Origin of the sequence: Solihabitans fulvus (assembly GCF_008386585.1) — a bacterium.
Taxonomy (GTDB): domain Bacteria; phylum Actinomycetota; class Actinomycetes; order Mycobacteriales; family Pseudonocardiaceae; genus Solihabitans; species Solihabitans fulvus.
The window spans coordinates 249,193-261,258 of sequence record NZ_VUOB01000022.1 but is presented as its reverse complement, the minus strand read 5'-3'; the positions used below and the strand labels follow the sequence as shown (position 1 = coordinate 261,258).

Sequence of the window (12,066 nt, the reverse complement as noted above, 5' to 3'; positions counted from 1 at the left end):
ATGTCCGGCAGGCTGCGCTCCGCGCTCATCATCGGCGGCCAGGGCATCAGGGCGCGCAAGCTGCGGACGTTCCTGTCGATGATCAGCCTGTTCCTCGGCGTGCTCGCGGTGGTGATCGTGCAGGCCGGCTCGGAGATCGTGCAGCGCGCCTCGATCGCCGACATCGAACTCCAGTCCGGCAAGGACGGCACGCATCAGATGTACGTCGGCGGACAGGACCCCGGCGCCCTGACCACCGCGCTGGACACGGTGCGCGACAGGCCCGACGCGGTCGCGTTGTCGAGCGGCAAGGCCGTCATCGGCGAGCCCAACGTCACCCCGATCAACCCCGGTGGTTCGTCGTTCGACAACCTCGGTAGCCGCCCCGGCAGGGTGGACGTCATCTGCGACCAGACGGGCTGCTACCCCGATCCGAGCAGCCAGGGCGCGCCGAAGCCGAACGGCAAGGCCATCGAGTTGCGACTGAACGCGATGACCGGCGACGTGCGGCAGTTCAAGCCGTACCGGCAGGAATCCGGACAGTGGCTGGACTTCGCGTCGGCGCCGTCGCTCGCGCCGAGGATCGTGCTGAACAAGAAGGCCGCCGTCGGCTTCGCCAGGTACCAGGTGCCGGCGCAGCTGCACATCGACGGCGGGACGTCCGATCCGACGCCGCAGATCGTCGGCGTGGTGGACGACGGCAGCTACCAGCCGGAGGCGTACGTCCGCGTCGACGAGCTGACGAACTGGCTGCCGGCAGGGGGTTTGGGCAGCAGCCGGGGCAGCAGCCTCCAGGTGCTGATGTCGCCGGGGGCGGCTGACCTCGAACAGACCCTGCGCGCCAGGCTGGTCGCCGCCGGCATGAAGGCCGAGCAGATCAACATCAACGTGGTCCAGTCCAAGCAGCGGATCGAGTCGCAGCTGGCACTGATGCGGTGGATCTTCCTCGGCATGGCGGCGCTGGTGCTGCTGATCGGCGTGGCCGGCATCCTCAACGTCGGCCTCGCCACGGTCGGCGAACGCGTCGAGGAGTTCGCGCTCAGACGCGCCGTCGGCACGCCGAGGATGCTGCTGGCCGGCATCGTGCTCGCGGAAACCCTGCTGACGGGCCTGATCACCGCCGCGGCCGCGATCGGCGCGAGCGCGCTGGCCCTGCGCGCGGCACCCACGCTGGCCGGCGGCCGGGGTGCGTCGTACTTCCAGGACCTCACGTTCCCGTGGCAGGCCGGGGTGGCCGGTGTCATCGCGGGCCTCGTCGCCGGCCTGCTCGGCGGCGCGATCCCGGCCATTCGCGCGGCGCGAATCCCAATCGCCACGGTTATGCGGGCATAATGGCCTCGTTGCATTTCCTGCCTAGGTGGGAGATGACCGATTGAACGACCCTCGCCCGGATCGCGCGGAATTGTCGGACGACCGCGATGGTTCGGGCGAGGGAATCGGGCGCGACACCGGTGCCACACCCCCTGAATGACGCTACGATTCGCCCGAACGGCAATCGTGCGTCCAGGGGGATGTATGGCGAACCAGCCGGGCGATGCAACCGTGCAGGCTGCCCAAATGTCAGCGCAACAATACGCCGAACAGGCCAACCGACAGCTCGACAGTCCAAGCGACAATGCGGCATTCGGAATCGTCGGCGTGATCCAGGATTTCGGCGCACGTGCCGACGGGCTCGCGGCCGCGGCCAGGGCCGGCCAGTTCGCCGTCAGCCCCGACCTGGCCCAGGCGATGGCCAAGCAGTTCGACGACATGATCGACACGATCTCGCTGATGCGGGAGAAGTCGCGCATCCTCACCACCAAGACGCCACTGGGCGGCGGTTATGCCGACCAGATCGGCGATGTCAACGCCAAGGTGGGGCAGCTGGCGGCCGACCTCCTCACCGACTTCCACAAGAGGGTCCAGGGGCTCAGGGAGTCGGTCCTGAAATCGGTGGCCAACTACCGGTCCGTCGACCAGAACGCCACAAACGCCCTACAGAAGCCAGGACAGGGCGCGTGAGGACGTCGATCATGCGGACTCGCGGCGGCCGCTCCGCGCTGATCGCGCTGGGTATTGGGTTGGCGCTGTCAACAGCTGCCTGCGACGGGACTAGCTCGGGCACTCCTCGGCCGGTCTCCGACGCGGGAAGCCCAAGCGCATCGGGCACACCGACTGGCAGCAGTGCCAACGCCTCGCCCCTCGCGAGCATCAAGCCGTGCGACCTGTTGACCGCGTCGGACACGACCCCGGTCGGCATCACCACGCCCGGCAGGCCCGAGTCGGTCGGCGGTTCGCCGACCTGCCGGTGGAGCACCCCAGGAAAGTTCAGCTTCACGCTCGCCCTGAACCTCGACGCGAGCATCCGGACCTTGAACTACGCGGGAAAGTCCCCCACTCCGGTGTCAATCGGCAGGCATTCTGCCGCCGAACTTCCCGACAGTATCGAGACGAGGGCGAATACGGGCGACTGTAGCGTTTATATCGCCGTCTCCGACTCGTCAAGTGCCCAGATCGAAAGCACTGTGCAGGACACCAGCGACACCGCGCTGTCGTGCAAACGGGCCGAGCAAATCGCCAAGTTGATCGACTCGAAGCTGCCGTAGGGCCGGGGAGGGCTGCGCCATGAGCACGAAAGACAAGCCGGACATCCCGGCGTCGAACGCGAACTATCCTGGCATGCAACATCGCGATATGGAGAACCAGGTCGCCCAGAACAACAACCCCGGTGCGGCCGGCGAGATCGCCGACGCCTGGCGGCAGATCGGCCAGCAGTGGACGGACGTGTCCGTCGGACTTCAGATCGTCAACACCGGCTCGGAGGCGCAGTGGTCCGGCACCGCCGCCAGCGCCGCCCGCGACCAGTTCAGCAAGTTCCAGGACGCGGCCCAGCAACTCGGACAGCAGCACGCCATCGCGGGCGGTGCCGTCGAACTACAGACCTCGGCGGCGGCCACGGCGATGAACGCCATGCCGAAGCCCGTGCCGTACGACCCCGGCCAGATGATCAAGGATGCCGCCAGGACAGGGAATCCGCTCACCATGGCCGCGCTGCTGGTCACGATCCCGGCGCAGAAGAACAAGTCCGACGACGCCAGGAACCAGGCCGTGCAGGTGATGCAGTCGCGCGACACGTCGCTCCACACGGCCGCGTCCTCGCTCCCCGCGTTCACCGACCTGCCGACCACCGACGACGGCAGCGCGCCGGGCCAGACCCCAGGGCAGCTCAACCAGGTCCGGCCGCCGAGTGGGCAGATTCCCTACTACGGCAACACCATCAGCCACCCGTCGTACCGCACCACCACCCAGGGCAGCGACCCGAACCGCGGCGGCGTCGACAGCATCGGCGCCGCCCCGCAGGTCGGGCGCGGCCCGAACCCCGGCTATCCCAGTCCGAATCCGGTGGTGCCGCCCGGTTCCCAGCCAGCGCCCTACCCCCGCGACCGGACCACGGTCTCCGACACCACAGCGCCGCCACGCGGCGACTACGGTGATCTCCGCCCGCCCGATGGCGGCCGCGACGTCGTCAACCCCCGAGGCTCGAACCCGCCCGGCTTCGACGGCTTCCCGCCCGGTGGAACGGGTTTCGGCGACGGCCGGGGCCGTGGTGCCTCCGGGATCGGCCCGCGGGGCGTCGGGTCGCGCGGCGTCGGCCCCGGCAGTGGCGCGCCGGGATCCGGCAACGCCGGCAACCGGGCCGGCGCGCTGCCGGGTGGGCCCGGTGAGTCGGCTGGCGGTGCCGGTGGGCGCACCGCGGCCGGATCCCGTGGTGCGGCTGGACAGTCCGGCATGGGGGCCGCCGGCGGCGGTCGGGGCGGCCGGGGCGAGGAGGACCTCGAGCACAGGTCCGCCGACTACCTGATCGAGTCCGAGGACATCTGGGGCGACGGCGAACTGGTCGCGCCGCCGGTAATCGGCGAGTAAGAGCTCCTAACACAATGACTGTTCGGCTCGCGACGCCCAGGCAGACGATCTGCGGCGTTGTCGTCAGTCACCATGACTCCGTCATGCCTCCTTCCTCCGGTCACGACCCCTGCGAGACATCTCGCCCACCTGGCCGCCGCTCCCTGATCGAACGCCATTGTGTTAGGAGCTCTAAGCGTCCATGGACTCGATCGCAACGCTGTCCCTGCCCGCCTTCGACGTGCTCTGGGAGGATCTGCGGCTCGGCCCGATCCCCTACCCGCTCGAGGTCCGCGCGCACGGCGAGACGCTGGACGAACGCGCCGGCATCCGAGCCGCCGTGCACGCCGAGCTGGCCCGCGTCGGCCTGTTTCGGCACGGCCGCGTGGCACCCGACCTCGAGGACGCGCTGCGGTTGCTCGCCGGGCCCGCACTGCGGCTGGACGCCCTGATCATGCTCGATCTCGACGACGAGGAGCCGGTGAAGGCGACGGTGGCGGTCCGGCGCGGCCACGCGGTCCGTGCCGTGCAACGGGATCGCGCCATCGGCCTCGACCGGGTGCGCGACACCGCGGCGGCCGCCTCGGTGGTGGAGTTGGCCCCCGCCAACCGTCCCGGCGCCGGCCGCTCGGTCACGCTGCCGGCCTCGGCGGTCGACCACGGTCGCGGCAACCACGCGCGGCTCAGCCAGCAGGAGCGCGCCCAGCTGCGGGAGCTGGAGGTCATCATGGCCCGTCCCGTGCTGCGCACCGGACAGTTCGGCGTCGCGGCCGGCCACGGCGCCGCGCTGCCCGGGGTGAGCTGGTTCGACACCGACGCGGGCCGCTATCTGAACTCGGTGCGCGCCGGCCGGGACGGCGAGCGGTGGGTCACCGTCGCGCCAGCCGACAACCCGCGCATCGCGCACCGCCTCGGCGAGATCCTCGCCGAGGCCGCCGGCCGCTGAGTGGGGCGTGCAAACCTGTCCACGGGGCGTTCCGGGAACGTTTTGCGCGGCTGCGACCAACCAGCAGCGTGCGCACGAAGAACGCACGGACAGGAGCCTGACGTGGCAGGCGGAGACGAGCTCGTCTCGCTGTACGACACGCACGCGCGGCCGCTGCACCGCTACCTGGCGGCGCGGGTCGGCAGCCAGCTCGCCGACGACCTGGTCGCGGACGCGTTCCTGGCGATGTGGGCGCAGCGCGACCGCTTCGACCCCGAGCGGGGCAACGCCAAGTCGCTGCTCTACGGCGTGGCGACCAAGCTGGCGAGCAATCACGCGCGGGCGGAGGAACGGCGGCTGCGGGCGTGGACCCGAAGCGGCGCAAGGGATCTGCCGATCGCCGCGCCGGACGAACGGCTGACCGAGTCGCTGGACGCCGGCGTGCTGGCCGGTCGGCTCAGCCCGGAACTGGCCGCGTTGAAGGCGGAGCAGCGGGACGTGCTGCTGCTGGTGGCCTGGGCCGATCCGAGCGTGACGGAGGCGGCCGAGGCGCTGGACATCCCGGTGGCGACCGCCCGCACCCGATTACATCGCGCGCGAACCCGGCTGAAGACGTTCATCCAGGCGAGGGAGGGCAGCAATGCGTGACGCGATCGACGACCTGCTTGACGAGGCGCTGCGCGAGATCCACCGCAGCGCCCCCGAGATGAGCGAGCAGACCTTCGAGGAGGGCCGGGCGTGGTTGCTCTCCTCGGACGCCGAGGGCGCGGGTGTCCGCGTGACCGAGCCACGGCCGAAGCGACGACGAGCCTGGTTGCTGGTGGCCGCAGCGGCCACGGTGGTGATCGGGCTGGTCGCGGTCCTGGTGGTGGAGAACCATTCTCCGCCGGGCACCGCTTCAGCGACCGCACCACTCGTCGACCAGTTGAGCCCGGCATCGCGACGGCTGAACCAGCTCGCCGACCAGACATCACAGCATCCCGAACCGCCGCTTCGGCCCGGCCAGTACCGCTACACCATCGAGACCCAGCAGATCATGCAACCGGTCAAGGGCGGCCAGCTGACGGCTGAGCTGTGGGTCCCCGGCGACCGGTCCAGCGACTGGATGATCCGCGTGAAGCCGTTCGCCGACAAGGCCCCGACCGTAGTGCGGGCACCCTGTGGAAGCGTCGACGCGGCCCGTCGGGCAGCCTGCACGTCGCTGCTTCCGGGCTATGTGTTGCTCGATCAGCCCCACGACCCACACGGGATGCTCGACGAGCTGCGCCGGGAAGCGAGCAAGGCCGGCAGCTCTGACGACGCGGGACTGTTCACCATTGCGGTGCGGCTGCTGGGCAGCGGAACCTTGGCCGTCGACTCCCGCGCCGCGCTCTATCGAGCACTGGCGGCCCTGCCAACGCTCACCGCCACCGACGGCGTGCCGAACCTGGCGGGTCAGCGTGGTCTGGCCCTGCGCGTCACTGTTCCCAGCAAGGCCGCGTCGGAAATCCTGGTCGATCCGGACAACGGACAGTTCATCGGCCTGCGGCAGCTCGCGGGCGACGCTCTCGCCCCGATGGTTCCAGTCGGCGAGGTTCAGTCGATCTCCTCCATCAGCACGGCCGTCGTGAACGGGATCGGGGAAACGCCGTGATCTGGTCGCCTACTTGGCGGCGTTCTCGTAGAGGACCTGGAGCGCGCTGCCCAGGTCCGGCACGACGATGGCCTTGACGTCCTGCGGCAGGTCGCCCGACTCCGGCGGCACCAGGGCCCTGGTGAAGCCGAGCCTGGCGGCCTCCGCCAGCCGCCGCCCGACACCCGTCGCGCGCCGGACCTCGCCGGCCAGGCCGACCTCGCCGATGGCGACCATGTCCGGCGGGAACGGGATGTCCCTTGCCGCCGAGGCCACCGCGAGCGCCACGGCCAGGTCGGCGGCCGGCTCGACCACCCGCATGCCGCCGACCGTCGCGATGTAGACGTCCTTGTCGGACAGGCGAACCCGGCCGCGCCGTTCCAGGACCGCGAGCACCATCGCCATCCTGGCCGAGTCGAGGCCGCTCACCGCGCGCCTCGGCGCCGGCAGGTTCGTGGCCGACACCAGCGCCTGCACCTCGCTGAGCAGCGACCGCTTGCCCTCGACCATCACGGTGATCGCGGTACCCTCCACGGCGGTCTGCCGCTTGTTGAGGAACATCCCGGACGGGTCGGGCACGCCGACGATGCCGTCCTCGACCAGCTCGAAGCAGCCGACCTCGTCGGCGGGGCCGAACCGGTTCTTGACCCCGCGCAGCAGCCGCAGCGCGGAGTGCCGGTCGCCCTCGAAGTGCAGCACGACGTCCACCAGGTGCTCGAGCACCCTCGGCCCCGCCACGTCACCGGCCTTGGTGACGTGGCCGACCAGCAGCACGGGCAGGCCGCGCTCCTTGGCCAACGCCACCAGCCCAGCCGTGACCGCGCGGACCTGGGTGGTGCCGCCGGACGCGCTGTCCACGGTCGGCGAGAACATCGTCTGCACCGAGTCCACGATCAGCAGCCCCGGCTTGACGGTGTCCACGTGGCTGATCAGCGCGCCGAGGTCGCTCTCGGCGGCCAGGTACATCTCGCCGTGCACGTTGCCGGTGCGCTCGGCCCGCAGCCGCACCTGGCCCGCGGACTCCTCGCCGGTGATGTACAGCGACCGGCTCAGGCCCTCGCCCCGGTTCGACCACTGGTAGGCGACCTCCAGCAGCAGGGTCGACTTGCCGACCCCTGGCTCGCCGGCCAGCAGCACCACCGCGCCGGGCACCAGGCCGCCGCCGAGCACCCGGTCCAGCTCGTCGACGCCGGTGCTCTGCGCCCGCGCCGACTCGATGTCGACCTCGGCGATCGGCCGGGCGGGTGAGCTTGGCGCGCCAGCGGCCACCGTGCCGAGCGTCGGGCGGGACGGGGCGGACTCCTCGACGGAGCCCCACGCCTGGCATTCCGGGCAGCGGCCCACCCACTTGGCCACCTCGTGGCCGCATTCGGCGCAGCGGTAGCTCGGTCGGACGGGCTTGATGCTCTTCACCACGGCCGCAACGCTAGGGCACACCCCCGACATGTCATGAAGGGTCCCGCCAGGACACCGAGTGTCGTGACGGAACCCTTCGTGACTTGTGTCAGGCGTGCGAGGAGCGCGGGTCGGCGGGTGCGCCGATCGGCAGCGACAGCTCGAGCGTGCCGGCCTTCTCGAAGACGAACTTGACCTTGACGTTCTGGCCGGACCGGACGTCCCGCGACAGGTTCGGCAGGGTGATCCGGATCTTGCCGACCGGCAGGGCGACCGTCGAGCTGGTCGGCACGACCGAGCTGGCGGACGCGGAACCCGACGGAGCCGAGGACGCCGAGCCGGACGGGACCGACGAACCCGAGGACGGCGTGCTGCCCGAGGAGGGCGCCGACGGCGTCGAGGTCAGCGACGGCGCGCTGCTGGACGGGCGGGCCGAGGAGGCCGTGCTGTCGTCCTTGTCCACGCCCGCCTGGACGGCGACGCCGCCCGGCAGGTCGGTGGTGCCGACCACGATGGCCGCGTCGGAGGCGTCGCTGGTGACCGAGACCAGCCGGTCGGCGGTCTCGCCGTTGTTGGCGATCGTGACGATCAGCGGCGCGTTGGACTTCGCCGAGTAGAACGTGTCGCCGCTGGCCGGGAAGGCAAGCTGGGCGTCCCGCACGGCGATCCGCCCGAGCTGGCCCGACGCGCCGTTCACGGAGGCGACCTGGGTGTCGGTCTGGGTGATCTGGCCGGCACCGCAGCCGGCCACGGCCACGCCGAGGCCGATGGCGAGCGCGGCCACCGCGACCACACGCCTGCGCGCGGTGACGCGGAGGCCCTGCGGGCTCACCCCCGCCGGCGAGTTCTGCTGTGCACGGCTCACGGTTGCAGGATCCTTCCTGGTTTACCGGCGACCTTAGAACGAGTCGGAGCGGCCGGCACCGCGCGGCGCGCGGCGGTGGCCGTTCATCAACTCCGGAGCCTAACCGGGCGCATGACGCGGCCGGCACCAGGTGCCTCCTCCGCCGCGTGGAACGTCCACTGTGGATGGCTGTGCTGGGCCGATGCTTGCCCGATTGAGGGCCGCTTGCACGCGAACGTGTGGTTTGTCAACCCCTCAAGTGGCCGCTGACCTGCGGTTACCGATCGTTAGCGACTCGAAGAGGGATTGCTGGCCGTGTTAAGATGGGAGGTAGCGAAAGGGGCAGAGGACACATGGTTTTCAAGGTCGGAGAGACCGTCGTCTACCCGCACCACGGTGCCGCTCTCATCGAAGCAATTGAGACCCGAGTGATCAAGGGCGAGGAGAAACAGTACCTCGTCCTCAAGGTCGCCCAAGGCGATCTTACGGTCCGTGTCCCAGCCGACAACGCCGAGATCGTGGGCGTGCGCGATGTGGTCGGCCAGGAGGGTCTCAACAGGGTCTTCGAGGTCTTGCGTGCTCCTCACACCGAGGAGCCGACCAACTGGTCGCGGCGGTACAAGGCCAACCTCGAGAAGCTCGCCTCCGGCGATGTGAACAAGGTGGCCGAAGTGGTGCGCGACCTCTGGCGGCGCGAGAAGGATCGTGGGCTTTCCGCTGGTGAGAAGCGGATGCTGGCGAAGGCTCGGCAGATACTGGTCAGTGAGTTGGCGCTGGCCGAAGGCACCGACGAGGACAAGGCCGAGGTTCTTCTCGACGAAGTCCTCGCCACCGCATCCTGAGCACAACACCCTCCCGTCCCGGATTGCCGACATGAGCGTGGTGGCGCTCGTGCCGGCGGCCGGGCGGGGTGAGCGTCTTGGTTTCGGCATACCCAAGGCACTCGTACCGGTCGACGGGGTTCCACTGCTGGTCCGCGCGGTGCGCGGGCTGCTCGCCGCTGGTTGCGTGCGGCACGTGGTCGTGGCCGCCCCGCCGACCGATCTCGACACCGTCACCGCCGCGTTGGCCGAGGTCGGCGCGGCGGCGGACGTCGTTGCGGGTGGTGCGGAACGCACCGACTCGGTGCGGCTGGCGCTGGAGTTCGCGCTCCGCACGTTCCCCGACACGCGCGTCGTGCTGGTGCACGACGCCGCCCGCGCGTTCACCCCGCCCGAGGTGGTGCGGGCCGTGGTCGACGCGGTGCTCGGCGGGTCGCCCGCCGTGATCCCGGTGCTCCCGGTGGCCGACACCATCAAGCAGGTCGACGCGGACGGCGTGGTCATCGCCACACCCGACCGGTCGGCGCTGCGCGTCGTGCAGACCCCGCAGGGCTTCGATGCCGACGTGCTCCGTCGAGCCCATGTCACCTGCGACGGCCCGGCCACCGACGACGCGGGCCTGGTCGAGCGGCTCGGCGTGCCGGTGTCCACCGTCGCAGGCCATCCGAACGCCATGAAGATCACCACGCGGTTCGACCTCGCCGTGGCCGAGGCGATCCTGTCCCGGGGAGTGGGATGAGTCCGAGGGTCGGCATCGGCACCGACGTTCACCCGATCGAGGCCGGCCGGGAGTGCTGGATCGCCGGGCTGCACTGGCCGGACGTGGCAGGCTGCGCCGGGCACTCCGACGGCGACGTGGCCGCGCACGCCCTGTGCGACGCCCTGCTGTCGGCCGCCGCGCTCGGCGACCTCGGCTCGGTGTTCGGCACCAGCGATCCCCGCTGGTCCGGCGCGCACGGCGTGGTGCTGCTCGCCGAGGTGCGCAGGCTGGTCGAGGCGGCGGGCTACCGGGTCGGCAACGCCGCGGTGCAGGTCATCGGCAACGCGCCGAGGATCGGCACCCGCCGCGCCGAGGCCCAGGACGTGCTGTCGGCCGCCGTCGGCGGGCCGGTCGCGGTCTCCGGGACGACCACCGACGGGCTCGGGCTGACCGGCCGAGGCGAGGGCATCGCGGCGATGGCGACCGCGCTGCTGCTGCCCGCCTGAGCAACCGGCCGAGGACGCGAGGACGGTCCGGGAGCGGCGGCTCACGGCGAGCCGCCGCCCTCGGGCAGCCAGGCATTCAGGCCGGGAAGGTGATCTCCGGGAAGGCCTCCGACGGGCCGTCCAGCAGGCTTCGGTGGCAGCCGCGCAGCTGCTGGTCGAGGAACGCGGCGACGTAGGCCCGCTGCGCCGCGAGCGAGCGCCCCGCGTCGACCGGGCCGAACATGCCGCGCACCTCGTCGGGCACCGGCCTGCCCAGCCTGCCGTAGGCGTCGGCGACCAGCGCGTGGAAGTCGCTGAACGTGCCGTTCACCGCGCCGGCCAGGTTCAGCTCCCGCTTCCAGCCGGTCAGCTTGGGCCACAACGGCTGCCAGGCGGGGTCGGTGACGTGACTGCCGCGCGTGGTGGTCAGGTACAGCACCGAGCGGTCCAGGCCGTCCCGCTGTACCGGCAGGTCCAGGCCGGTGACCGGCCCCGACAGGTCCGACAGCGCGGCGACGGCCGCGAACCGGCGGTCGTCATGTGCGAGCTGCAACACGGTGACCGGCCCCATGGCGATCCCGCCGACCGCCGCCGCGCGGGAGGTGTCGAGCGAGCCGCGCAGGCCGCGCGGCAGCGGCTGCCGCTCCGCGTCCGGGTTGTGCCCTGCGTTGGCGAGCGCGAGCTGGTCCAGCACGAACCGCGCGTCGGCCACCCTGGTCTGCGTGGTCTTGACCAGCAGCGCCGGCAGCTTCGCCGGGTCGAGGTCGCCACTGGGCAGCCGCACCGGAACCGCCGAGAGCTGGACGGTCGCCACCCGCCCGCCGGGGAACTGCACGACGGGCGCCTCGTAGGTGTCGTCGACACCGACGACGACGTACCCGCGACTGGCCAGGTCCTCGGCGAGCGCGGTCATGGTGTCGACCGAGCTGAAGTGCGCCGGCGAGACGAACACCACGGGGTGTGGACCGCCGCTCCGGTCCATCGGCGCGCCCTGGTGGGCGTTGCCTCTGGTCGCGGCCCAGTCGACCGAGCCGGCGGGCAGCCCGAACGCCCCCTGCGCCAGTCCGGCCGCCTGCGGGGCGGTGAGGTAGGGCGCGACCGGGTGCCGATCCGCGTCCCGCGCCGGGTACCAGACGTTCGCCATCACCTCGCGGTCCGAGTGCTCGGGCAGCCACGGGTCGGGCCGGGAGTGGTCCACCAGGTGCAGGTCCACCCTGCCGACCTGGTGCGGTCCGGTCGGCGCCGGCAGCACGGGAGTGACTGGAGCGACGGGAGTGACTGGAGCGACGGCAGGGTCGGCCGAGGCAGGCGCGGCGGCCACGACGACGGCGGCGGTGGCCGCGGCGAGCGTGAAGGAGGCCAGGAGTCTCGTCCTGAGCATGTGTCCCCCTGTGGTTGCGCAGTTGTTGACGGACCAGACCTT

The 12,066-nt window shown here is 71.2% G+C and carries 13 protein-coding genes; 10 read left to right on the top strand and 3 right to left on the bottom strand.

What is annotated here, in order from left to right:
* The 7 genes from F0L68_RS13945 (at window position 1) to F0L68_RS13920 (ending at window position 6,419) form a co-directional block, all read left to right on the top strand.
* Window positions 1-1,311, top strand: a complete 1,311-nt coding sequence (locus F0L68_RS13945; protein WP_223198784.1) for an ABC transporter permease — start codon at window positions 1-3, stop codon at window positions 1,309-1,311.
* A 183-nt stretch (window positions 1,312-1,494) separates the two neighbouring features.
* Complete coding sequence (locus tag F0L68_RS42340; protein ID WP_188316559.1) at window positions 1,495-1,980, top strand: hypothetical protein; 486 nt, start codon at window positions 1,495-1,497, stop codon at window positions 1,978-1,980.
* Window positions 1,977-2,564: a DUF3558 family protein gene (locus tag F0L68_RS42335; protein WP_188316558.1), complete on the top strand. Its 588-nt coding sequence runs from the start codon at window positions 1,977-1,979 to the stop codon at window positions 2,562-2,564. Before F0L68_RS42340 ends, F0L68_RS42335 begins: the two co-directional genes overlap by 4 nt.
* A gap of 19 nt (window positions 2,565-2,583) precedes the next feature.
* The gene (locus tag F0L68_RS13935) at window positions 2,584-3,882 is read left to right on the top strand and encodes a hypothetical protein (protein ID WP_149849947.1); all 1,299 of its coding nucleotides are present in this window, start codon (window positions 2,584-2,586) and stop codon (window positions 3,880-3,882) included.
* Window positions 3,883-4,063: 181 nt separating this feature from the next.
* Window positions 4,064-4,807, top strand: a complete 744-nt coding sequence (locus F0L68_RS13930) for an ESX secretion-associated protein EspG (protein ID WP_149849946.1) — start codon at window positions 4,064-4,066, stop codon at window positions 4,805-4,807.
* A 102-nt stretch (window positions 4,808-4,909) separates the two neighbouring features.
* Window positions 4,910-5,434 (top strand): RNA polymerase sigma factor, encoded by a 525-nt coding sequence (locus tag F0L68_RS13925; RefSeq protein ID WP_188316557.1) that lies wholly within the window; start codon window positions 4,910-4,912, stop codon window positions 5,432-5,434.
* Window positions 5,427-6,419 (top strand): CU044_5270 family protein, encoded by a 993-nt coding sequence (locus F0L68_RS13920; protein ID WP_149849944.1) that lies wholly within the window; start codon window positions 5,427-5,429, stop codon window positions 6,417-6,419. Before F0L68_RS13925 ends, F0L68_RS13920 begins: the two co-directional genes overlap by 8 nt.
* Window positions 6,420-6,428: 9 nt before the next feature.
* Here the strand turns inward: F0L68_RS13920 and radA are convergent, their stop codons facing one another.
* Window positions 6,429-7,844, bottom strand: coding sequence for a DNA repair protein RadA (gene radA, locus F0L68_RS13915; RefSeq protein WP_149849943.1), 1,416 nt, complete (start codon window positions 7,842-7,844; stop codon window positions 6,429-6,431).
* Window positions 7,845-7,902: 58 nt separating this feature from the next.
* The gene (locus tag F0L68_RS13910; protein WP_149849942.1) at window positions 7,903-8,658 is read right to left on the bottom strand and encodes a copper chaperone PCu(A)C; all 756 of its coding nucleotides are present in this window, start codon (window positions 8,656-8,658) and stop codon (window positions 7,903-7,905) included.
* Between the two features lie 332 nt (window positions 8,659-8,990).
* On the opposite strand from F0L68_RS13910, the gene F0L68_RS13905 reads away from it, so the two are divergent.
* The 3 genes from F0L68_RS13905 to ispF are packed head-to-tail and all read left to right on the top strand — an operon-like array spanning window position 8,991 to window position 10,664.
* A complete protein-coding gene (locus F0L68_RS13905) occupies window positions 8,991-9,479 on the top strand; it encodes a CarD family transcriptional regulator (RefSeq protein WP_137813911.1) in 489 nt (162 codons plus the stop codon).
* Window positions 9,480-9,510: 31 nt separating this feature from the next.
* A complete protein-coding gene (gene ispD / locus F0L68_RS13900) occupies window positions 9,511-10,197 on the top strand; it encodes a 2-C-methyl-D-erythritol 4-phosphate cytidylyltransferase (RefSeq protein ID WP_149849941.1) in 687 nt (228 codons plus the stop codon).
* Window positions 10,194-10,664 (top strand): 2-C-methyl-D-erythritol 2,4-cyclodiphosphate synthase, encoded by a 471-nt coding sequence (gene ispF / locus F0L68_RS13895; protein ID WP_149849940.1) that lies wholly within the window; start codon window positions 10,194-10,196, stop codon window positions 10,662-10,664. Before ispD ends, ispF begins: the two co-directional genes overlap by 4 nt.
* Window positions 10,665-10,740: 76 nt before the next feature.
* Here the strand turns inward: ispF and F0L68_RS13890 are convergent, their stop codons facing one another.
* A complete protein-coding gene (locus F0L68_RS13890) occupies window positions 10,741-12,024 on the bottom strand; it encodes an alpha/beta hydrolase (protein WP_149849939.1) in 1,284 nt (427 codons plus the stop codon).
* Window positions 12,025-12,066 lie beyond the last annotated feature (42 nt).